The 21,206-nt window shown below is 68.8% G+C and carries 19 protein-coding genes, 1 tRNA gene and 1 pseudogene; 2 read left to right on the forward strand and 19 right to left on the reverse strand.

Annotated features, from left to right (window positions below; all coding sequences use genetic code 11):
* Nucleotides 1-201: 201 nt before the first annotated feature.
* From rho to ACSHXN_RS14365, 7 genes are all read right to left on the reverse strand, one after another.
* Nucleotides 202-2,154: a transcription termination factor Rho gene (gene rho, locus ACSHXN_RS14335; RefSeq protein WP_438303194.1), complete on the reverse strand. Its 1,953-nt coding sequence runs from the start codon at nt 2,152-2,154 to the stop codon at nt 202-204.
* Nucleotides 2,155-2,562: 408 nt separating this feature from the next.
* On the reverse strand, nt 2,563-3,480 hold the full coding sequence (gene thrB / locus ACSHXN_RS14340; RefSeq protein WP_355133528.1) for a homoserine kinase: 918 nt from the start codon (nt 3,478-3,480) through the stop codon (nt 2,563-2,565).
* Nucleotides 3,481-3,724: 244 nt separating this feature from the next.
* On the reverse strand, nt 3,725-4,783 hold the full coding sequence (gene thrC, locus ACSHXN_RS14345; protein ID WP_438303195.1) for a threonine synthase: 1,059 nt from the start codon (nt 4,781-4,783) through the stop codon (nt 3,725-3,727).
* Between the two features lie 6 nt (nt 4,784-4,789).
* Complete coding sequence (locus tag ACSHXN_RS14350) at nt 4,790-6,136, reverse strand: homoserine dehydrogenase (RefSeq protein WP_355133564.1); 1,347 nt, start codon at nt 6,134-6,136, stop codon at nt 4,790-4,792.
* 167 nt (nt 6,137-6,303) lie between these two features.
* Entirely contained in the window at nt 6,304-7,695 is a 1,392-nt protein-coding gene (gene lysA, locus ACSHXN_RS14355; protein ID WP_355133524.1) for a diaminopimelate decarboxylase, read from the reverse strand.
* A gap of 17 nt (nt 7,696-7,712) precedes the next feature.
* Entirely contained in the window at nt 7,713-9,023 is a 1,311-nt protein-coding gene (gene nrtL, locus ACSHXN_RS14360; RefSeq protein ID WP_438303196.1) for an ArgS-related anticodon-binding protein NrtL, read from the reverse strand.
* A gap of 235 nt (nt 9,024-9,258) precedes the next feature.
* Nucleotides 9,259-9,861 carry a response regulator gene (locus tag ACSHXN_RS14365; RefSeq protein WP_438306462.1) on the reverse strand — a complete coding sequence of 201 codons (603 nt, stop codon included), beginning with the start codon at nt 9,859-9,861 and terminating at the stop codon, nt 9,259-9,261.
* Nucleotides 9,862-10,142: 281 nt separating this feature from the next.
* On the opposite strand from ACSHXN_RS14365, the gene ACSHXN_RS14370 reads away from it, so the two are divergent.
* Both ACSHXN_RS14370 and ACSHXN_RS14375 read left to right on the forward strand, forming a co-directional pair.
* Nucleotides 10,143-10,214 (forward strand) — tRNA-Arg (locus tag ACSHXN_RS14370).
* Nucleotides 10,215-10,673: 459 nt separating this feature from the next.
* Nucleotides 10,674-11,438 (forward strand): hypothetical protein, encoded by a 765-nt coding sequence (locus tag ACSHXN_RS14375; protein WP_438303197.1) that lies wholly within the window; start codon nt 10,674-10,676, stop codon nt 11,436-11,438.
* Nucleotides 11,439-11,635: 197 nt separating this feature from the next.
* On the opposite strand, the gene ACSHXN_RS14380 is transcribed toward ACSHXN_RS14375, so the two are convergent.
* The 12 genes and pseudogenes from ACSHXN_RS14380 to ACSHXN_RS14435 all read right to left on the reverse strand — a co-directional run bounded on the left by ACSHXN_RS14380 (nt 11,636) and on the right by ACSHXN_RS14435 (nt 21,204).
* Nucleotides 11,636-13,678, reverse strand: a complete 2,043-nt coding sequence (locus ACSHXN_RS14380; RefSeq protein WP_438303198.1) for a TerD family protein — start codon at nt 13,676-13,678, stop codon at nt 11,636-11,638.
* 236 nt (nt 13,679-13,914) lie between these two features.
* Nucleotides 13,915-15,288 (reverse strand): tyrosine-type recombinase/integrase, encoded by a 1,374-nt coding sequence (locus ACSHXN_RS14385; RefSeq protein WP_438303199.1) that lies wholly within the window; start codon nt 15,286-15,288, stop codon nt 13,915-13,917.
* A complete protein-coding gene (locus ACSHXN_RS14390) occupies nt 15,285-15,455 on the reverse strand; it encodes a helix-turn-helix transcriptional regulator (RefSeq protein ID WP_181923369.1) in 171 nt (56 codons plus the stop codon). Before ACSHXN_RS14390 ends, ACSHXN_RS14385 begins: the two co-directional genes overlap by 4 nt.
* A gap of 16 nt (nt 15,456-15,471) precedes the next feature.
* Nucleotides 15,472-16,839, reverse strand: coding sequence for a replication initiator protein RepSA (repSA, locus tag ACSHXN_RS14395; protein WP_438303200.1), 1,368 nt, complete (start codon nt 16,837-16,839; stop codon nt 15,472-15,474).
* A complete protein-coding gene (locus ACSHXN_RS14400; RefSeq protein WP_438303201.1) occupies nt 16,832-17,017 on the reverse strand; it encodes a hypothetical protein in 186 nt (61 codons plus the stop codon). Before ACSHXN_RS14400 ends, repSA begins: the two co-directional genes overlap by 8 nt.
* A gap of 92 nt (nt 17,018-17,109) precedes the next feature.
* The gene (locus ACSHXN_RS14405) at nt 17,110-17,421 is read right to left on the reverse strand and encodes a SpdD-like protein (protein ID WP_356293852.1); all 312 of its coding nucleotides are present in this window, start codon (nt 17,419-17,421) and stop codon (nt 17,110-17,112) included.
* Between the two features lie 22 nt (nt 17,422-17,443).
* Nucleotides 17,444-17,599: a hypothetical protein gene (locus tag ACSHXN_RS14410; protein WP_220292400.1), complete on the reverse strand. Its 156-nt coding sequence runs from the start codon at nt 17,597-17,599 to the stop codon at nt 17,444-17,446.
* A gap of 13 nt (nt 17,600-17,612) precedes the next feature.
* Complete coding sequence (locus ACSHXN_RS14415; protein WP_345547375.1) at nt 17,613-17,804, reverse strand: mobile element transfer protein; 192 nt, start codon at nt 17,802-17,804, stop codon at nt 17,613-17,615.
* 22 nt (nt 17,805-17,826) lie between these two features.
* Complete coding sequence (locus tag ACSHXN_RS14420; RefSeq protein ID WP_438303202.1) at nt 17,827-18,489, reverse strand: DUF2637 domain-containing protein; 663 nt, start codon at nt 18,487-18,489, stop codon at nt 17,827-17,829.
* 82 nt (nt 18,490-18,571) lie between these two features.
* Nucleotides 18,572-19,926, reverse strand: a pseudogene (locus ACSHXN_RS14425) (FtsK/SpoIIIE domain-containing protein).
* A 2-nt stretch (nt 19,927-19,928) separates the two neighbouring features.
* A complete protein-coding gene (locus tag ACSHXN_RS14430; RefSeq protein ID WP_115976300.1) occupies nt 19,929-20,285 on the reverse strand; it encodes an SCO3933 family regulatory protein in 357 nt (118 codons plus the stop codon).
* Nucleotides 20,286-20,424: 139 nt separating this feature from the next.
* On the reverse strand, nt 20,425-21,204 hold the full coding sequence (locus ACSHXN_RS14435) for a GntR family transcriptional regulator (RefSeq protein WP_361162028.1): 780 nt from the start codon (nt 21,202-21,204) through the stop codon (nt 20,425-20,427).
* Nucleotides 21,205-21,206 lie beyond the last annotated feature (2 nt).

The following is a 21,206-nucleotide window of genomic DNA, read 5'->3' on the forward strand; positions in this document are numbered from 1 at the left end:
ACAGTGACCGGATCATGGTGACGAACGGTGCTCACCTGCGGTTTCACCCGATGAGGGCGTAGTACCGGAAAACGGTACCGACACTGATTCTTGTGGCGAACGTCTCGTTCGCGAGCACAGGGAAGCACCCGGGTCCGGACAACGCAGAGGGCCGCCCCCGTCGCATGGCGACGGGGGCGGCCCTCAGGCCTTCGGACGGGCTCAGTCGCCGTTCGGCGTGGGCGTCGTCTTCTGGATCTGCATCAGGAACTCGATGTTCGACTTCGTCTGCTTCATCTTGTCGAGGAGCAGCTCGATCGCCTGCTGCTGGTCGAGCGCGTGCAGCACCCGGCGCAGCTTCCACACGATGGCGAGCTCCTCGTTGCCGAGCAGGATCTCCTCCTTGCGGGTGCCGGACGCGTCGACGTCCACCGCCGGGAAGATGCGCTTGTCGGCGAGCTTCCGGTCGAGCTTGAGCTCCATGTTGCCGGTGCCCTTGAACTCCTCGAAGATCACCTCGTCCATGCGGGACCCGGTGTCCACCAGCGCGGTGGCGAGGATGGTCAGCGAACCGCCGTCCTCGATGTTCCGGGCCGCGCCGAAGAAGCGCTTCGGCGGGTAGAGGGCCGTGGAGTCGACACCACCGGACAGGATGCGGCCGGAGGCGGGAGCCGCCAGGTTGTACGCACGGCCCAGACGGGTGATCGAGTCGAGCAGCACGACGACGTCGTGGCCCAGCTCCACCAGGCGCTTGGCCCGCTCGATGGCCAGCTCGGCGACCGTGGTGTGGTCCTCGGCCGGACGGTCGAAGGTCGAGGAGATGACCTCGCCCTTCACCGACCGCTGCATGTCGGTGACCTCTTCCGGACGCTCGTCGACGAGGACGACCATCAGGTGGCACTCGGGGTTGTTGTGGGTGATCGCGTTGGCGATCGCCTGCATGATCATGGTCTTGCCGGTCTTCGGCGGGGCCACGATCAGACCGCGCTGGCCCTTGCCGATCGGCGACACCAGGTCGATGATCCGGGTGGTCAGCACGCCCGGGTCGGTCTCCAGACGGAGCCGGTCCTGCGGGTACAGCGGGGTGAGCTTGTTGAACTCCGGGCGGCCGCGGCCGTGTTCGGGCGCCATGCCGTTGACGGAGTCGAGCCGGACGAGCGCGTTGAACTTCTCGCGCCGCTCGCCTTCCTTCGGCTGCCGGACCGCGCCGGTGATGTGGTCGCCCTTGCGCAGACCGTTCTTGCGGACCTGGGCGAGGGAGACGTACACGTCGTTCGGACCCGGCAGATAGCCCGAGGTACGGATGAAGGCGTAGTTGTCGAGGATGTCCAGGATGCCCGCGACGGGGATCAGGACGCCGTCCTCGGCCAACTGCGGCTCGGGGGCGATGTCGTCGCGGCCACGGCGGCCACGGCGGTCGCGGTAGCGGCCACGACGGCCACGGCGGCCGCCCTCGAAGTCGTCGTCGTCCTGCTGCTGCGCCCGGTCCTGACGACCGCCGCCCTGCTGCTGGCTCTGCTGCTGACGCTGCTGGCCGCCCTGGCTCTGCTGCTGGTCGTCGCCCTTGCCGCGGCGGTCGCGGTCACGTCCGCGCTCGCGGCGGTCGCGGCGGCGGCCCTCGCCGTCGCCGCCGTCGGCCCTGCCGTCGCCCTGCGGCTGCGCCTGCGCGGACGTCTCGGCCTTCGACTCGCTCTTCGCCTCGGCGGCGACCGTCTCGGGGCTGCCCGCCTCGGCGGTGGCGCGACGCCGACGGCGCTCGCCCTGGGCCTCGTCACCGGCTCCCTGGCCGGGAATCTCGATCTGCTGCGCGGCCGCGGACTGCTCGGGGGCCTTCTCCGCCTGAGGTTCGGCTGCGGCCGCCTCGTCGCCGGTGCGGGTCCTGGAGGTGGACCGGCGCTTGGGCTTGGCCTCGGTGGCCGCCTCGGCCTTGGCCGGGGCGCCTCCGGACTGCGCCTCCTTGATGACCTCGATCAGCTGGCTCTTGCGCATGCGCGCCGTGCCCCTGATGCCGAGGCCGGATGCGACCTGCTGCAGCTCGGCCAGCACCATGCCCTCGAGGCCGGTACCGCGGCGCCGCCGGGAGCCGGCACCGGTGGCAGGCGCAGAGGCGTCCGTGGCGGGCGCGGCAGCGGTCTCGTCGACACGTGCGCCCATCAGATCGGTGGTGTCGCTCACGAAGGGTCCTTCCCTGGAGCGGACGTCGGCCTGTCTGGCTCGGCGACCGGTTGTGCTGTCCGGCTTCGATCCCGTCTGTGTGGACCGTGCCGGGGCGGTGGTCCGCCAAAACGGCGGAAGAGATATCTGGTGATTGGCGTTTCCCGAAGGCGTGGCACTCGGATTTGTGTCACTCGGCTCGGTGACGCCGATTCCGGAGCGTGCTCTGCAACCCGCTCAGTGTCCGCGTACGACGTACCGATCACGTACGCGGTACGAAACACAGTGCGGCTTGGGAGGCTCCCGGAAGAATGGTTGTCCCGGACGGGGACACGAAGCACCTTGCCATGGCGGGGTGGGGTGCAGACTTGAGGTTAACACTACCGGATCCAACAAACATTCCCCCTCTCCAAATCCGGCAACCGTGTGTCAGGACGCAAGCGGCAGCACGCTCGCTCCCTGGCTGTCCAGCTCCAGCCGGTTGGCGGCCCAGCCCTCGCCCGCCAGATCGGCCACCTTGTCGGCGCTCGCGCCGTCGGCCAGCGCAAGGACGGTGGGTCCCGCGCCGGAGATCACCGCGGGGATCCCGTCCGCCCGCAGCCGTTCCACCAGCGCCGCGCTCTCCGGCATCGCCGGGGCGCGGTACTCCTGATGGAGACGGTCCTCCGTGGCGGGCAGCAGCAACTCGGGGCGCCTGGTCAGCGCCTCGACGAGCAGTGCGGCGCGGCCCGAGTTGGCGGCTGCGTCGACGTGCGGCACGGTGCGCGGGAGCAGTCCGCGCGCCGTCTCCGTCAGTACCGGCTTTCCGGGCACAAAAACCACCGGAACGACGGAATCGACGGGGTCCATGCGGATCGCACGGGCGGCGCCGCGCTCCATCCAGGAAAGGGTGAATCCACCGAGGAGACAGGCCGCGACGTTGTCCGGGTGGCCCTCGATCTCGGTGGCGAGCTCCAGCAGTGCGACGTCGTCGAGCCGGCTGTCCGCGCCTATGGTCACGGCGCGGGCGGCGACGATGCCGGCGCAGATGGCGGCGGAGGAGGAGCCGAGGCCGCGGCCGTGCGGAATGCGGTTGGCGCAGACGATCTCCAGGCCGCGCGGCTGACCGCCCAGGACGTCGAAGGCGGCGCGCAGGGACCGTACAAGGAGATGTCCCTCGTCACGCGGAAGCGTCTCGCTGCCCTCGCCCGCGATGTCGATGTGCAGCCCGGAGTCGGCCACTCGGACGACCACGTCGTCGTACAGCCCCAGTGCAAGGCCGAGGGCGTCGAAGCCCGGGCCGAGGTTGGCGCTGGTGGCGGGGACGCGCACCCGGACGGCGGCGGCGCGGAACGCTGGACCGGCCATCGCTCGATGACTCTCCTTGAGCTGCGTGATGGTCGAGTGACTGTCGATACGTGCGGGAAACCCGGGGCCGGGCCGCAGGGACGACGCGGTACCGCGGCATATGCGGCGGGCGGGTTCGGTACAGCCTATCGAAGGAAGGTTCTGTGGCGACATAGGGCGCACGGGAGGCGCACGATGCGTGTCGTAAGCCCCCTGTGCCCCCTCTGCCGGACGCCATCAGGGTTATCCCCCGGCAGCGCCCGCGTTACGCAAGCCCGAGCCGCTCGGCCGCCGCCGCCGCGTCGACCGGGACCGTGACCGGCTGCGGGGCGCCCGCGACGGCCCAGTCGGGGTCCTTGAGGCCGTTCCCGGTGACGGTGCACACGATCCGCTGACCGGGGTCGACCTCACCCCGCTCGGCGGCCTTCAGCAGACCGGCGACGGACGCGGCGGAGGCGGGCTCCACGAAGACGCCCTCCCGTGCGGCCAACAGACGGTAGGCGCGCAGAATCTCACGGTCCGTCACCTCATCGATGATCCCGCCCGATTCATCCCTCGCCGCCAGGGCGTACTTCCAGGACGCCGGGTTGCCGATGCGGATCGCGGTGGCGATGGTCGAGGGGTCCTTCACGACCTCGCCGCGCACGATCGGGGCCGAGCCGGAGGCCTGGAAACCCCACATGCGCGGGGTCCGCCGGGCGATGCCGTCCGCGGCGTACTCCTTGTAGCCCTTCCAGTAGGCCGTGATGTTGCCCGCGTTGCCGACCGGCAGGACGTGGATGTCGGGTGCGTCGCCGAGCATGTCGACGATCTCGAAGGACGCCGTCTTCTGCCCCTCGATACGCACCGGGTTGACGGAATTGACGAGCGCGACCGGATAGTTGTCGGACAGCGCCCGGGCGAGGGTGAGGCAGTCGTCGAAGTTGCCGTCCACCTGGAGGATCTTCGCGCCGTGCACCAGGGCCTGACCCATCTTGCCCAGCGCGATCTTGCCCCGGGGCACGAGCACGGCCGACACCATCCGGGCGCGCACGGCGTAGGCCGCGGCCGAGGCGGAGGTGTTCCCGGTGGAGGCGCAGATGACCGCCTTGGCGCCCTCCTCCTTGGCCTTGCTGATGGCCATGGTCATACCGCGGTCCTTGAAGGACCCGGTCGGGTTCGCACCCTCCACCTTGAGGTGGACCTCGCAACCGGTGCGCTCGGAGAGCACCTGCGCGGGCACGAGCGGGGTGCCGCCCTCACGGAGCGTCACGACGGGCGTGCTGTCGGACACCGGCAGCCTGTCCCGGTACTCCTCGATGATTCCGCGCCACTGGTGGGTCATTGCTGACTACTCTCCTTCAACCCGCATGATGCTGGCGACACCCCGCACGGTGTCGAGGCTGCGCAGCGCCTCGACGGTCCCGGCCAGGGACGCGTCGGACGCACGGTGGGTGACGACGACGAGCGAGGCCTCCCCGCCCTCCCGTCGCTCGGATCCGCCCTGCTCGGCGGCGGCCGCGTCGCCGCCGCCCTGGCTCCTGGACTGCTGGCGAACCGTATCGATCGAGACGTCGTGCTCGGCGAAAACGGTCGCGACCTGAGCGAGAACACCCGGTTTGTCGGCGACGTCGAGGCTGATGTGATAGCGCGTGACGACATCGCCCATCGGGGACACGGGCAGCGCCGCGTAGGCGGACTCGCCGGGCCCGGTGGCGCCGCTGAGACGGTTGCGGCACACGGCGACGAGGTCACCGAGGACGGCGGAGGCCGTCGGCGCACCGCCGGCACCGGGGCCGTAGAACATCAGCCGGCCCGCGGCGTCCGACTCGACGAACACGGCGTTGTAGGCGCCGCGCACCGACGCGAGCGGATGGGCGAGCGGAATCATCGCGGGGTGCACACGCGCGGTGACCGAGCCCCCGTCGGCGGCGCGCTCGCAGATGGCGAGCAGCTTGATGGTGCAGCCCATCTTCTTCGCCGAGGCGAAGTCCGCGGCCGTGACCTCCGTCATTCCCTCGCGGTAGACGTCGTCGAGGCGCACGCGCGTGTGGAAGGCGATCCCGGCGAGGATGGCGGCCTTGGCGGCCGCGTCGAACCCCTCGACGTCGGCGGTCGGGTCGGCCTCCGCGTATCCGAGGGCGGTGGCCTCGTCGAGGGCCTCCTGGTACCCGGCCCCCGTCGAGTCCATCTTGTCGAGGATGAAGTTCGTGGTCCCGTTGACGATCCCCAGCACCCGGTTGACCTTGTCACCGGCGAGCGACTCCCGCAGCGGGCGGATCAGCGGGATGGCACCGGCGACGGCCGCCTCGTAGTACAGGTCGCGTCCGTGCTCCTCCGCCGCGGCGTGCAGGGCGGCACCGTCCTGGGCGACGAGCGCCTTGTTGGCCGAGACGACCGACGCGCCGTGCTCGAAGGCGGTCGTGATCAGCGTGCGCGCGGGCTCGATCCCCCCGATGACCTCCACCACCACGTCGATGTCCCCGCGTTTGACCAGCGCGGTGGCATCGGTGGTGACGAGTTCGGCGGGAATGCCCTGCCGCACTTTGGACGGCCGGCGGACGGCGACCCCCGCCAGTTCCACGGGGGCCCCGATCCTCGCGGCGAGATCGTCGGCGTGCGTCGTCATGATGCGCGCCACCTCTGAGCCGACAACCCCACAGCCCAGCAGCGCCACCTTCAGCGGACGCGTACGCATCATGCGACCTCGTTTCCTCATGCGGTCTACGGTTGACCCAGTCTCACTCACCGGACGGCGCTTTCCGCCCTTTGTCCGAATCATGAGACGTCTATTTCATTTTTCGGCGGCGGGCGACCGGAAGATCTTCCGCCGCGACAGCGGTCCCCGGGAGGGTGTCCGGGCGGTCACCCGACATCGAGCCGCAGCAGGTCCTCCTCCGTCTCACGACGGACGATCACCCGGGCCTCGCCGTCTCCCACGGCGACGACGGGCGGGCGGAGCACGTGGTTGTAGTTGCTGGCCATCGACCGGCAGTACGCGCCGGTGGCGGGCACGGCGACAAGGTCGCCGGGCGCGAGGTCGGCGGGCAGGAAGGCGTCCCGCACCACGATGTCCCCGCTCTCGCAGTGCTTGCCGACCACACGCACCAGCATCGGCGCGGCATCGGACGTACGGGAGACGAGAGCGACGCTGTACTCGGCGTCGTACAGCGCGGTGCGGATGTTGTCCGACATGCCGCCGTCGACGGAGACATAGGTGCGCAGCCCGTCGAGGGGCTTGATGGTGCCGACCTCGTACAGCGTGAACGCGGTGGGCCCGACGATGGCGCGCCCCGGCTCCACGGAGATACGGGGGGTCCGCAGACGGGCGGACTCGCACTCGCGGGAGACGATCTCGGTGAGCGCCTTGGCGATCTCGTGCGGCTCACGCGGATCGTCGTCGCTCGTGTACGCGATCCCGAGCCCTCCGCCGAGGTCGATCTCGGGCAGCTCGATGCCGTGCTCGTCGCGGATGTCCTTCAGGAGCCCCACCACACGGTGGGCCGCGACCTCGAAGCCCGACATGTCGAAGATCTGCGACCCGATGTGACTGTGGATGCCGATGACCTCCAGCCCGTCGAGCTGGAGAGCGCGGCGCACGGCCTCCGCCGCCTGCCCGTCGGCGAGCGGGATGCCGAACTTCTGGTCCTCGTGCGCGGTGGCGATGAACTCGTGGGTGTGCGCCTCGACGCCCACGGTGACCCGGATCTGGACGCGCTGCCGCCTGCCGAGCGAGGAGGCGATGTGCGCCACCCGCACGATCTCCTGGAACGAGTCGAGCACGATCCGCCCGACACCGGCCTCGACGGCCCTGGTGATCTCCTCGGTGGACTTGTTGTTGCCGTGGAAGGCGATGCGGTCGGCGGGCATCCCGCCCGAGAGGGCGGTGGCGAGCTCCCCGCCCGAGCAGACGTCGAGGTTCAGCCCCTCCTCGTGCAGCCAGCGCACCACGGCCCGGGACAGGAACGCCTTGCCCGCGTAGAAGACGTCGGCGTCGGGCCCGAAGGCGGTGCGCCAGGCCCGGGCCCGGGCCCGGAAGTCCGCCTCGTCGATGAAGTAGGCGGGGGTCCCGAACTGTTCGGCGAGCGCCTTGACGTCGATCCCGCCGACCGCGACCACCCCGTCGGCGGTGCGTCCGACGGTCTGCGCCCACACCTTGGGGTCGAGGGCGTTGAGGTCGGCGGGCGGCGCGGAGTAGTGGCCCTCGGGCAGGACGTCGGCGTGGCGGGGCCCGGCGGGATGTGCGGAACGGCTCATGACAGGTCTGGGCTCTCTCAGAGATAGTCGGGTGCGCTGATGCCGAGCAGGGACAGGCCGCCGGCCAGCACCGTCCCGGCGGCTACGGCGAGAGCCAGCCGGGCCCGGTGGGCGGCCGAGGGTTTCTCGTCGCCGAGCGGGAGCACGGTGTGCTGAAAGGCGAGCAGGGCATCGGCGACGGCCACGAGATGCCGGGCGAGCCGGTCGGGCGCGCGGTGGGCGGCCGCCTGGGTGAGGGCGTTCGGATACTCCGCGAGGGCCCGCACGAGCGGATCGGCGGCGGTCACGTCCGCCAGGTCACCGGGAACGGCGTCGAACCCGAGCCGCCCGGCGTTGCGACCGAGCGCACGGGCCCGGGCATGGGCGTACCGGACGCGGAAGAGAGGGTTGCTCTCACGCTGCAGCAGATGATCGGCGGTGATCCGGGGCCGGTCGTGCGGCGCCGGATACAACAGGGCCCAGCGAGCGGCGTCGGCACCGAGCGGGGCGGGATCCTCCGGCGCCGGCACGGGCCGCAGATCAACCCGCTCCCCGGCCCGCACATGATCGACTTCGGCCCGCCCGCCCTGGGTGGCGATGATCCGCACCAGGCTGTCGGCGACGACTTCGGCCCGGATCTCGTAGGGCACACGCAGCGGAATGACACGGCCTTGGAGAGTGGGGGCGTGGCCGTAGGGGTGGCTGTTGCGGCGGGGGGCTGTGCCGAGGTCTGCGTCGCTGTCGACGTCTGCGTCGCGGTCGACGCGGGCGTTGCTGTCGACGTCTGCGTCGCGGTCGATGTCCGTGTTGCCGTGTGCATCGGTGTCGCGGTCGGCATCTGTGCTGCCGTCGGGATCGGTGCAGCGGTCGACATCTCTGCTGCTGTCGACGTCTCTGTGGCTGTCGACATCTCTCTGGCTGTCGACGTCTCTGTGGCTGTCAACAGCGGGGCCACTGTTGATGCCGTTGATGCCCTTGATGCCGGTCCGGAGGATGCCCTGCCTGGCCGCGGCGTCCCCGCCACCGCACTGGAGGATCTCCCGCACGAGGGAGGCGGTGGCGCCGGAGCCCTCGAGGTGGATGTTGAGGAAGCCGGGCCCGGTGATCTCGACGTCGGCCACTCCGGCGGTGTCACGGAGGTGGGACCGCAGGATCTCGGCGACCTGGAGTGCCGGCCGGCCCGCGGGGCGGGCGAGCTGGAGGGCGATGTTGGTGGCGTAGTCGCCACTGCCCCCGGGCCCCGGCGGAGTGACGACGGCACGTGCAGGCACGGCCACGCTCAGTTCCCCGTCGTCCACAGCGCGACGCACCGCGCACAGCACGGTACGGGAGAGCTCGACGGGGGTCACGGGACAAGGGTATGGGAGGAGGGGGGTGGGTCTGCGACCTGGTTTGGACGGAAGTCCGGGATGTGGACGGGGGCGGCGGGTCCGGGTCGGGAGGCGGCCGGCAGACCCGGCTGGGGGCGGTCAGGATGCCAGCGCCGGAGGCCTCGGGCAGGCGGCGCCGATGCGCTGCCCGTCACAGCGACGATCACTCACTGATCAGGCCCTCCGACAGGCTCCCCGCCGGCCGAACAGCCGTTCAGGCACCCGCGCGCCCGACGTGATCACCGCGCCCGGCCCGCTCGCCCTCCCCGGAGTCACACCCACTGCCGACCACGAGCCCGGCGCCGGCACCGGCACCGGCACCGCCGACGGTGCGGGAGGCATCAACGGTGCGGGAGGCGTCGACACGCCCTCGACGCTCCATCAGGTCCTTCACCAGGTCGACAAGTTCGGTGGGCTCGAACGGCTTGGCGAGGAACGCGTCGACACCCACGTCGAGGCCGCTCTCGACCTCGTACTGCGTGCACGCGCTGATGATGGCGAGGGGGAGCTCCCGAGTCCGCGGATCGGACCGCAGTCGCGCGGCGGTCCGCAGTCCGTCGAGCCGCGGCATGACGACATCGAGGGTGACGACGTCGGGCTGTACGTGATGAACGATGTCCAGACACTCGGCACCGTCGGCCGCGGTCACGACCTCGATACCCTCCAGCTCGAGGTTGACCCTGATCAGCTGCCGGATGACCTTGTTGTCGTCCACAACAAGCACCCGGCCGGACGCGCCTGGCACATGTCGAGAGTAGGTCGCCCCGAGGGGCCGCGTCCGGGTTTTCCCCACTTCCACCCCGTCCGGGGGAGGCACAACGGAGCCGGCGGACTTGCTCACGGGTCGAGACGGCCGGTGTACGCAAGGGAAGTTCCCGCGAGAGCAGGGGCTCGCCGGTGAGCTGATGCGCGAGAGGGCGACGCCACACACCCGGGCGTGTCCTAGTGAGCGGCTTTCGACACCGGGGGCGCCCGGTGGTCGACAGAGGGACCCCTGCCGAGGGACCGGTGGGCACCCGACGGCCCGGTAAACCTGTTCATGGCGACCCTTAAAGAGCTGGTAGGGTTCTACCCGTCGCCGCAGAGAACGCCCGACACGCCCCCGTAGCTCAGGGGATAGAGCAACGGCCTCCGGAGCCGTGTGCGCAGGTTCGAATCCTGCCGGGGGCACCCTGTATAAGGTGCCTAAAGACCCCGTCACCAGCGGAAACGCTGAGGCCGGGGTCTTCGTGTTTGTGCAGCCGTATGCGGCCCGGAGCGGCCCTATGACGCCGTCCGTGGACTATTCGTGGACAGGATCTTGAAGCATCCGCCCAGGTCAGCTTCGCAAAGTGGCGACGCTCGGGTACCTCCATCGGGTCCTGCGACTCTTCAACCGACACCGTACGTTGCAGGCAGGCGCCCTTGTCGCTGCCCTCCCACGGGCTCTACACACGCGGAGTCGTGTCGCGGTATCCGCCGACGGTCGGCCGCACTTGGGGTTCATCTCCAAAACCTGAGAGCGGCGCAACCCCACCACGTACGACGCCGGCGGATGAACCACAAGGCCGGGATGGGGGCGCCCAGGGCAGGAGGAAAACGATCAGGTAGCGTCCCGCCGACAGTGATCACTGGGGAGGGGTGCTTGTCATGAAGGTGAATGGCCGAAGACTGGTCGCCGTAAGTGCGGCGGTGGCTGTGAGCGGGGCGCTCCTGTCCGGATGCGCGCCGGGAACACTCGCGGGGCAAGCGCGAAATGCGCATTCCCCCAAGCCAGGGCCCCTCAGCGACGAGCTGGCCCAGGCCCTGTCGTTCCAGTACATCGGCGACTCCGGTGTCGACGAGACCATAAATCAGATATTGATGATCAAAAACGTCGCTCGCGACTCGCTGGCCCCAGTCCTCTCCTTCAAGGCGCTGGATAAAAATGATCACGTGCTGCCTCACGTCAAGGTGAGCACGGTGTTTGGAAGCGATCGAGGCGACCTGGTTGCACCGTACGGATCCAGCTCGGACATCCTGCGCTTCTCCGGTCCAGGGGAGCATGACGTGGCAGACGTCCGTGTGACAGTGCGGAGCACGACCAAGGCTCGGTTCCCCGCTGGTCCCCACGATGTGACCACTCAGGCACTGGACAGCCACGGACGCGAAATCGAGAGATTCGAGCGATTCTCGGCTGTCAGGCTGACCAACGAGGATGACATTCCCGTCTTCGTGCGGGTCGCCTACATCCTCTGGGACCAGCCCCCCAAGGGAGTCACACAGCAAGCCGTCGAGGTCACCCCCGTGGGCGACCTGACAATTGTGCCGGCCCACAGCACCGCAGTAGTGAAGGTGTCTGGGAGAGCCGCCGCTGCGGTGGCGCGCAACTCTTACGGCCCGGCAGTGAGCATCAAGGCCTACAACTCGCAGTAACGCCGAAAGCCTGCGGTGTCCTCCTGCTCATGAGGGCACCGCAGGCCTCAGCGGACCTCCGTAGCGGCAGTTGGCCGCGAGATCACGCTCGGTACTCGTACTCGCGCAACAACTCTTCGATCTTGCGGTTGGCGACCTTCTGTTGAGTGTCACTCAACCAAGCCACCGGCAGTCTGAGGCGGCCAAGGTGATCGCTGTCAGCCCGTCGTCGCCCCTCCCTTAGACGGCGCTCGGCGAGGCTCCGCACCGTCCAAGTGGACCACCACGGTGGTGTAGAAGCGATGTACCGCGTCGTCGACACTGCGGATGAATCCGGACTCTGCGCTGCCGCGGCTGCTTCCCATGCTCTTGAGGAGGGACAGGCGGAAGCCGACGATCTGGGTGCCGTTCTCCTTGGGCAGCATGTCTGCCGGCTCAGGGCGGAGCCGTTCGAGCGTTGCCCGTGGCCCACCCGTTTCCCCATCGGTGAGAGTTTCGATGTGGAGATCCGCCGGCGCATCGGCCAAGCGCCGGACGAGCCGTTTCGCCCACGTCAGGGGGTAGCCCTGCTCAGGCACCGGGATCTCGATCGAGCTGCGGAGCTTGCCCGTACGGAGGTCCGCGTTGATAGCCAGGACCCCAGGCGTGCCCTCGATGCGCAGCTCCGCTTGAACTTTCCCGTCCAGGCAGAGCTGATCAGCGAGACTGGCCCGGAGTGCCTTGGGATCCGTTCCGCGCTTTGCGCGGCGAATGGGCAGGACTTTCTGCCCGAGTTCGCCGCCCAGCCGGAGGCAGACCTGGCGGATGAGCCGCTCCCAGCTCTCGACGACCTCCAGCGCGCGAGGATCTCCCTGGCATAGGGTTTCGTCATCGATCCCGTTGCGCACTGGCACCCAGGCCGGACCCATATTCTGGAACCCATGGCAGCCGGAGTTCTCGTGCTGCAAGTAGTACAGCAGCTCATGCAGGAGCCAGGCGTGCGCCGCATTGCCAACGCCCTCGTGCCGGATCAGCATCTGGGCCTGATGCGCGACCTCCGCCCATGAGAGGTGCCAGAGAGCCACCTTGTGCTTACGCCGTCCGTCGATCTTCACATCGACCAGCGGACTACCCTCCAACGCGACATCATTCGACAGAGTGATCACGGCCTCATAGCCACGGCGGGCGGCGATATCCATATATGCCTGAACCTGATCGGCTTTGAGGCCATTGCCGTTGGTCTTCGTCTCAAGAAGCGCCGTCCACAGCTTGCCGGCCCGCTCAACACGGATCACGCCGTCGGGGCGTCGCGGGCTATCGCCGTGAGGAAGCGTGACCTCGGTGAAGGTCTCCATGCGACCGGCCGGCGCTCCAAACGCGGCGGTAAGCCTCCTGCCGAACTCGGGCACCTGCGCCATCACCGAGAGCAGTACTGAGGTCGCCCGCATTTCACGGTCCCGGTCGCTCTTGAGCGCCGTCACCGGGAAGAGCCTTGCCTCTTTCCACGCCTCGTTCTCCGCCAACGTCTTCTTGGCCGCCTTGGGCAGGGTGACCTTCTTCTTGGCGGTACGTGGTCGCGCGGTCGACTTCCTCGGCTCGGCCTCGTCGTCAGGCTGGCGCGGAGCGGGCACGGCCTCAAGCAGCCCTTGCGGCGCTGATTCGCCAGAGGACGCCGGCGCCGTGTCAGCGGGCTGATCATCGACGGCGGAGTTGACCTGCTCTTCCTCGGCTGCCGCGTCATCCTCGATATCGACGCCGAAGTCCATGGCCAGGCCGGCGAGGCCCGTGTCGTAGCCCTGGCCGACGGCGCGGAACTTCCACTCTTCTCCACGCCTGTACAACTCGCCAAAGATGATCGCGCTCACCGAGTCGGCGTCGTCGATGGCGAAGCGGAGAAGTTCCTCACCGCTCCCGTCCGCCAATGACAGCTTCACGTCCTCCAACTCACCGAAGCGCGCGCCCTCGTAGCGGCTGGCAGCCACAACGATGCGGTCGACCTCGGTCGGGACCGCGGTCAAGTCAAAGCTGATCCGGTCCTCGCTTCCCCCTGCTGTCGGCGTCTTACCGAGAACCTGCACGCTCCCATCAGCAGCAACCGGGTTGTTGTAGAAGTAGAAATCGGCATCGTTCCGAACCTTGCCGTTCGCGTCCAGCAACAAGACGGACACGTCGGCGTCCCCTTCGCCGGTCGAGCTCCCCCAGCCCAGACTTACGATCACCGAATCAATGTGCTCACTCAGGACTGCCAGAGATGCATTCGAGCCCTTGGTCATTTCATGCATAAATCCCCCCAGGACAACGCAAGCCGGGCGCTTGAGATCTCATCCCAGCCACCTGATCGCAGCTCCGTGTGACGAGCCGCACACAGATAACTGTAGAGCCCACTGAGAGCAGTTGTGGGGATCTCGTGGAACCTGTGAAACATCCGCGGAGGCAATTTTGAAGTATCCGCCCCGGTTAGCCCAGAAATGGGAAAGCCTCAGACGAGTCCAGAGGCTTGAGGCTAGCGCTGACGGAGTCACTCGTACTCGCGCAACAACTCTTCGATCTTGCGATTCACGATCTCCTGCCGCCCGTCGATGCACTTCGCGTAGCGGCTCAGCAACACCTCCACACTGTTGCCCGCTCGTGCAGCGACCTCGGTCGGGTCCACCCCGGCATTGAGCCAGGTCGACAGTGCCGAGTGACGCAGATCGTACGGCCGGGCAGCGAGCGGTGAGGCGACCGCGGCCGGCGGGAGCGCCAGCATCCGAGCCTCCTGCCAGACGCGGTAGTACGTGGACGAACCGACCACTCCCCCACGCTCGTTCGTGAACAATCGCCCGTCTTTCGCGGCGCCGAACGTTTCCAGGTGCTCCCGGAGCATCACAACGAGCTGAGGCGGAATCGGTACGGGACGGACCTCCTCCACGGGCCGATTCTTGAGCCCGCGGTCGTCGTGCGTCTCCCCGGAGTCGGTCCACTGCTTGCCGACGCTGGGGCGGGTGCGATTCAGCAGCGCTGTTCCCCAGCCGTTTCCGGGCAGCTTCAGATCTGCTTCCGTGAGGCCGACAACTTCGGCAGGACGTAAGGCGCCGTAGTACATGCAGGCGAACAACCCGACGAGTCGACGACCGCGAGCACGGCCATATCCACCCACGTAAGAGACCGCGGTCAGCAGTGTGCGAGCCTGCTCGGGATTGGCCACGACGCGTGGGTCGACCTCGTTGGCAACCTTCGGCTTTTTCCAGCGGACCGCCGTGATCGGGTTCTCCTTGAACTCGCCAAGGTCCACGGCGTAATGCAACGCATTGACGAGCGTGCGTCGCTTGCGCCGTACCGTCTCCGCTGCGGCCGCCGTACCATCTAGCTTGACCTTCAATGAGTCCAGGACCGCTCTGCCGATAGCTGCATCGGCAAGATCCGAAAGTGGTCGCGATGCCTTGGCCACCCAATGCAGGACGTCCGCCACGTCAGGCGGCAACTCGCGATCACCAGGGCTGGGCAGGACGAAGGCCCAGTTGCGAAGGGACTTCCTCAGCAGCTCGTCAGCCGGCCTCCCTGGACGCTCGTCGAGAAGCGCCACCGTCACGGCGGTCAATGCTTCGTTGATCCCGTTACGCGTGTTCGGCGCCGCATGCGGCCACTTCATTGCAAGGTATTTCAAGGCGAACGCGTACCAGGTCATCGAGGGCGCCCTCTCGACCAGCGAGTCTGGCAGGCCCGTTACAGTGTCGAACTCCTCGCCAGCGTGGGAAGCGCGAAGAAGCTTGGAACGGTGATGATCGGCCAGCCCCTTGGTACGGAACTGCTCTGAGAACACGTTCCCGGCGACGGTCCACCTGACGTCATAGGACGACTTCTTGGTGTTCCTCTTTCGAACACCCCAGACTTTCACGTCGAGAGACTTCACGCGGCTGTCTCGAGCTGTCGCAGCCACGTCCTGAAATCACTCCGCCAAACCCTCAGTTCACCGTTGGGGAGCTTGAACGCAGCGGGCCCGTGCCCCAGCTCGCGCCAGCGGTAGAAGGTACGCCGGGAAACTCCGCCAAGCTCTTCGAGGATTTGCGGGACGGTCATCAGCTCGTCTTTCACATCAGGCTCCTTCCAGCGCGGCAAGTTCTTGGCGAGCGGTTTCACGGTTGAGTTGGAGGTCTCGGGCGATGGTGGCGGCGAGGGCAGATTCGCCGGGGGTGTGGCCGTGTCCGGCGTATCGCCAGTCGGCCAGGACGGTGTCCGGCTCGATGTCCTCCAGGGCTTCGAGGCCGAGGGCTTCACGTTCCTGGGCGGCGCGATAGTCGGCGCGTTCCTGGCGGAGGGCGCCGAGGGTGGTGGAGTAGTGGCGTGACTTCGAGCTGAAGTGGCCGCGGAAGCCGAGCATGTGGGCCCAAGCCCAGAGGCGGCGGTCCGGGTACAGGGGGTCAAGAAGCTTGCAGGCCGCGATGAGGCGGCGCGCGTGGTCGGGGACGCCGTGGCGGTCGAGTTCGGCGAGTTCGCCGATGCGGCGGTCGAGGGTGCCGGTGGTCTCGGCGGCTTTGGTGGCGTACTTGGCGACGTAGGCGGCGACGGCTTGTTCGGTGATGTCGGAGCCGTCGCCGAAGGTATGCACGGGGCGGACGTCGAGCTGGGTGCCCCAGCGGAAGGTGCGGGCGGGCTGGTCGCCAGCGGCCGGCACCGAGACAGAGGTGTAGGAGTGCGCGGCGGCGGCGCGGATTGCGGCGGTGAGGAGTTCGACCGTTGCCCAGGCCGGGGGTGGGGTGTCTGGACCTTCGGGTCCGTCGAGGCGGATGACGGCGTGGAAGTGCACGGCGCCCCGCTTTTGGAACTCGGCGACCTTGCCGTACGACAGGCGGGCGTGCTCGGGGAGTTCACGGCGGGTGAGCCCGGCGCGGGCAGCGATCTCGCGGCGCAGGCGGGTAGTGAACCTCATCCACAGCTGCCCGGCGTGGTTGTTGAAGAGAACGGCGCCCGTGTAGTCGTACGTGGCCGGGTCCAGGGCCGTGCCGAGGGCGGGGTCGTCGGCGGTGTGGCGGGTGCCGCAGCGGCAGACGCCTCGGTCGGGCCGGTTGTGGACCGGGCCGAAGGAGGGTGCGGTGAGGGTGGCGAAGACGCGGGGATGGTCGCGGACGGTGGCGGGGATGTCGCGCCGGTCGTCTCCGGCCAGGCCGGCGCGGATGAGATGGTAAGTGTCGCCCGCGTAGGTGAAGGCGCAGGCCGGGCAGCGCGAGGCGCGACGGTTGCCGCACGCGATCCGGAGGCGTCCACCGGGCTCGTTCTCGGTGGAGTAGTGGTGCAGGGTTTCGCCGGTGGCCTTGTCCTTGTGGAGGGTCCAGCCGGTCAGGTGGATGGGGTCGGCGCAGCCGCCGGTACGACGGACCTGCTCTTCCCAGCGGTGGAAGTCGTCGGCCGAGGCCACCCTCAGCAGGTTGCCGAGGGTGACCGGGTCGATCAGCGTCTCAGGCACGGGCACCCTCCCGGTTGCGGCGGGTGGGGGCAATGCCGGTGCCGTGGCAGGCTGGGCAGTGCGCGGTGATGGTGCGCAGCTGTCCGCGAGCGCTGCGGCCACCGAGGGTGACGGCGGCGGAGGCGAAGCCGTCGCAGTTCGGGCAGATGCGGGCCGAGGGCGTGGTGCGGTCGGTCATGCTGGAGGTTCCTTCCGGTTCCACGGGATCGGTTGGGGGCGTGGCTCCCGGGCGGTGGATGCCTGGCGGTATCTGGGCCGCCCGGGGGCTGGTCAGCGCCGCTGGGCGTCGGCGGTGATCAGGGAGCGGATGACCAGTGCGCAGATGGCGAGCGAGGCGCCGGTGATGGCGACTGCGAGGAGCATGGACACCAGTACGGCACCGACGACTAGGACCACGGCCGTCCCACCGCCCACGAGCGCGACCACAGCGCCCGGAGTGAGCTGGACGGTCGGCCGGGCAGGGGCCGGGGCGACCGGAGCGGGGGCAGCCGGGTGCCGGATGACGGTGGTCGGCTCGATGACGGCAGGCGGGGTGACGACGCCGGTCGGCATCGGGTTGGTGGGGATCTTGGGGCGGAGCATGGTCGATCTCCTTTCGGCGGGGTTACTTGAGGAAGGTGTCGATGGCGGGGGCGAGGACGCTGTCGGCGAGGAGGAAGCCGCCGAGGAGGAGTACGGCGACGAGCCAGGCGGGTGGGCGGATGAGCTTGACGCCGAGGTAGCCGACGACGATGAGGGCGAGCCAGAGCGGAACCTGCACGGCGGCGGTCTCCTTAGCGGGCGTGGCAGCGGTGGGTGCGTGCGGCGAGCTGGGCGGCGGAGGAGCTGGAGTAGTCGGCGGACCAGCCGCACCGGTCGTTGGTGCACACGGCGGCGTGTTTGGTCTGGCCGTTGCGGTCGCGGTGGGTGCCGATCTGCACCGGGCCGATCCGCATCACGGAGTGGAAGTGATCACGAGCAGGCATGACGGGCGTTCTCCTTTCGAGGTCAGGTGAGTTGGGCGGCGATGGCGTCGGCCAACTGGGGCGGGACGCCGAGGCGGGCACGGAGGGTGTCGGTGTCGATTCGGGTGCCGGTGCGGGCCTGGTGGTCGTCGGCGACCTTGCGGGCGTGCTCGATGAGCACGGCCGGAACCGCGGGCGCCGGATCGGCGGCCGGAAGAGCCGGGGCCTGCTCGACCGATACGGGCTCGGGCTGTGGAGCGCTGACGGGCTGGGGTTCGGGGGCGGGCTCGATGTGGGGTGCGGGGTCCGGGACCACAGGTGTCGGCGGAACCGGCTCCCGGTGTCCACCGGAGTGGGCGAGGAGGGTGCCGCCGAGGAAGGCGAGTGCGGGCCATCCGGCGATGCCGAGTCGGAGCAGGGCGGGCGGGTTGGCCAGGTCGAGGAATCCGGCGGTGGCGATGTTGGCGCCGAGTGAGGCGAACAGGGCGATCACGAACCAGCACCAGGCCAGCCGCGACGGCCCATCGGAGCGCAGACGTCGCCAGGCGGCGACCATGAGGAGGTCAACGCTGACCGGGTAGGCCCACGCCTTCCACCCGGCTTGTCCGGCAGCGGCAGCCAGGTCGTGCAGGTGGGCGAAGGACAGCGCCCCGGCGATGACGGCCTGGACGAGCACGGCGTCGATGCGGAGAGCGGGGCGGCTCATCGTTGGCTCCTTCCTGTTTCAGGCATGGAGGGGGTAGGGACTCGGCGCGAAGACGGTCACGCCAACCGGAGAACGGGGAGGGTCAGGCCGTCGCTGGGGCGGCCTTGGACAGCGTCACCGGAGCGGCAGGAGTGCCGGGCAGGGCGGGCCGGAAGGGGGCCAGTTCGGGCAGGTCCGGGGTCCGGTCGGCGTGCCGGTTGCAGACGTTGACGGCCTGACGCAGCGTGGTGTGCGGGGCGCGGATGCGGTGCCAGCCCCCGGTGGAATCTCCGGCAACGGCGATCCCGCGCATCTCGGCGGGGATCTGAATGGCGGCGAGGACGGCGTCCGGGTTGATGTCGCCGAAGGCCATGTTGGCGCTGGTTTCGTCGTTGACACGGTGGGCGGTGCGGCCGTGAGCTGGGCGCGGAGCATGGTGATGCCCTTGCCGAGTTCGGAGCCGAAGCGCTGCCCGCAGATCTCCAGGTAGATGCCGGCCGCACGGCCGAGCTGGGCGAGACGGACCAGGGCTGTGATGATCCGGTCCCGCCGCTTCTCCTCCTCCTTCGAGGCGAACAGGGCGAGTTCGGCAACCTCATCCACTAGCACCACGACCGGGGTCGGGCGCAGGCTCTCGGGCAGGTCCCAGATGTCGGCGGCGATCTCCGCGTCCGGAACATCAGCAGTGATCCGCTGTTCGGCACGGATGAGCTGGTACACCTCCCCCATGCGGGCCACGAGGGCGTCGAGGAGTTCGGCGGCGGTGTCGGGGTTGTCGGCGAGCGCGGAGAACCGGCGGGCCAGCGGGAAGAGTTCGACCCCTTGCTTGCAGTCGATCCCCACCAGGGCAACATCCTGTGCGGCGAGTCCGGCGACGAGGTTGCGTTGGTAGACGGACTTGCCGGACTCGGTGGCGCCGAGGGTGAGGGCGTGGGGTATCGCCCGGTAGTCGCGGTAGTGGACCGAGCCGTCCTCCCGCAAAGCGACCGCAACCCGCATGGGGCGGGTTTCAGTGGTGGCGGGCATCTGCACCCGCTTGAGGACGTCGTAGCCGGTCATCCGCACCTCCACCACGCCCGAGCGGATCTCCCGCGAGGTGACGCCGTACATGGAGAAGGAGTGTCGGAGCCGGTCGGATGCGGCGGCGACGTCGAAGGCGTCCTGCCCGGGCCGCAGCTTCAACCTCAGGACCAGGCCGGTGCGGGTCGGGCGCAGCAGCAGGATGCGCGGCGGGCGGGAATCGGGTGCGGGGCGGTTGGTGGACCGGGCTAACGCCAACCGCCACCGCGACGGAGGAACGGTCAGCCCGCAGGCGTCCATCACGGTGCCGTAGCGGACCAGGACCCGCAGGCTGGCGAGGGTGACTCCGAAGGTTATCCAGTACCAGGCGGGGCGCCGCCACCGCAGGAGACCCGCAGCAGCAGCGACCAGCACCAGCGCGACCGTGAACCCGGTCATGATCAGGCCGCCTTCGACGCCGAACCGGTGGCGGCCAAGGAGGTGACCGCGACCGCGCGGAACGCGATCCCGTGGCGCTTCTGGCCGTTGAAGTCGTTCTCCCACGGCCGGGCGATCAACCCCGTCAGCGCCACGGGGGTCCCCATGGCCAGCTCACCGGAGATACCCGGCTCCGGCACGGTGACGGACAAGATCTCGACCTCGTCGTTCGCCGCGAACATCACGTCCACGGTCATCAACTTCGCCCCGGTCTCGGCATCCGTGGCGATCTCACCGGTTCGGCGGTCCTTGACCTTCGGCTGCGGGGTCTTGGCGACCATTACGGTCGCGGCGGAGGTGTCGACGGGAATCTGACGCACAGCAGTTCACTCCTCTATAGAGGCTGGACTCCGTCACTCATGTACATGAGTGACATGAAGAAGAGTGCCTGACTCCTATACATGAGTCAACCCGCCGCGAAGAAGAACTCGCGACGGGCTGCGGAGAGTTGAGGCCGCGTCAGTCGGCCGCAGGGATCCGATACTCGAAGATGAACTGGTCAGCGGCCATGAGCGTGTCACAGACCTCCACCACACGACCCTCGGTCGTACGCGCTTCGCGGATCAGGTGAACCACCGGCGCACCGGGGCTGAGCGCCAACTCCGACGCCTCCGCCTTGGAGGCCGTACGCGCCTGCAGCGTCTCCACGAACTCGGCGAACTCGTGCCCGTGGTCTTCGAGTCGGGCGTAGATGCCTCCGCCACCAGGGTTCTCGGCGAACAGCTCGGGGATGTCCTTCACGACATCCCACGGGAGATACGACGTCGCGGTCTCGACGGGGGTGCCATTGCGGAAGTAGAGGCGACGCCGGGCGAGCACCTGGGTGCCGGCGGAGACGCCCAGCCGCTCGGCGGCATCCTCGGAAGCCTCCATGGGGCCGATGTAGAGGACGCTCACCTTGGCCGTGGCACCAGACTGCGCGGACTCCGCCAGATACGCGGCCTTGCCGCCCTGCCGGTGCGAACGCCGGAAGCGGTCCGAGGAGCGATGCCGTACCGGCGGGCGATCCTTCACGATCGAGCCCTTGCCGTGCCGCGTCTCGACCAGCCCGCTCGCACGCACCTCCACCATGGCCTTACGAATCGTGCCGCCCGAGACCCCGTAGCGGTCCACCAGCTCCGACTCACTCGGCACCATCTCACCCGGCTTGAGGACACCAACCCGGATCTGCTGCACGATCTCCTCGGCGATCTGGACGTACCGAGGTACGGCCCTCTCACCTCCTACCGCTGTTCCCATAG

Origin of the sequence: Streptomyces sp. HUAS TT11 (assembly GCF_051553595.1) — a bacterium.
In the GTDB taxonomy this organism is placed as follows: domain Bacteria; phylum Actinomycetota; class Actinomycetes; order Streptomycetales; family Streptomycetaceae; genus Streptomyces.

Excerpts from the sequence above, each read along its gene's own strand:
- thrB (WP_355133528.1), bottom strand. The coding sequence starts at position 3,480 with ATGGCCGGTCCAGCGTTCCGCGCCGCCGCCGTCCGGGTGCGCGTCCCC.
- thrC (WP_438303195.1), bottom strand. The coding sequence starts at position 4,783 with ATGACCCACCAGTGGCGCGGAATCATCGAGGAGTACCGGGACAGGCTG.
- ACSHXN_RS14350 (WP_355133564.1), bottom strand. The coding sequence starts at position 6,136 with ATGCGTACGCGTCCGCTGAAGGTGGCGCTGCTGGGCTGTGGGGTTGTC.
- lysA (WP_355133524.1), bottom strand. The coding sequence starts at position 7,695 with ATGAGCCGTTCCGCACATCCCGCCGGGCCCCGCCACGCCGACGTCCTG.
- ACSHXN_RS14375 (WP_438303197.1), top strand. The coding sequence starts at position 10,674 with ATGAAGGTGAATGGCCGAAGACTGGTCGCCGTAAGTGCGGCGGTGGCT.
- ACSHXN_RS14380 (WP_438303198.1), bottom strand. The coding sequence starts at position 13,678 with ATGCATGAAATGACCAAGGGCTCGAATGCATCTCTGGCAGTCCTGAGT.
- ACSHXN_RS14390 (WP_181923369.1), bottom strand. The coding sequence starts at position 15,455 with ATGACCGTCCCGCAAATCCTCGAAGAGCTTGGCGGAGTTTCCCGGCGT.
- ACSHXN_RS14400 (WP_438303201.1), bottom strand. The coding sequence starts at position 17,017 with ATGACCGACCGCACCACGCCCTCGGCCCGCATCTGCCCGAACTGCGAC.
- ACSHXN_RS14405 (WP_356293852.1), bottom strand. The coding sequence starts at position 17,421 with ATGCTCCGCCCCAAGATCCCCACCAACCCGATGCCGACCGGCGTCGTC.
- ACSHXN_RS14415 (WP_345547375.1), bottom strand. The coding sequence starts at position 17,804 with ATGCCTGCTCGTGATCACTTCCACTCCGTGATGCGGATCGGCCCGGTG.
- ACSHXN_RS14420 (WP_438303202.1), bottom strand. The coding sequence starts at position 18,489 with ATGAGCCGCCCCGCTCTCCGCATCGACGCCGTGCTCGTCCAGGCCGTC.
- ACSHXN_RS14435 (WP_361162028.1), bottom strand. The coding sequence starts at position 21,204 with ATGGGAACAGCGGTAGGAGGTGAGAGGGCCGTACCTCGGTACGTCCAG.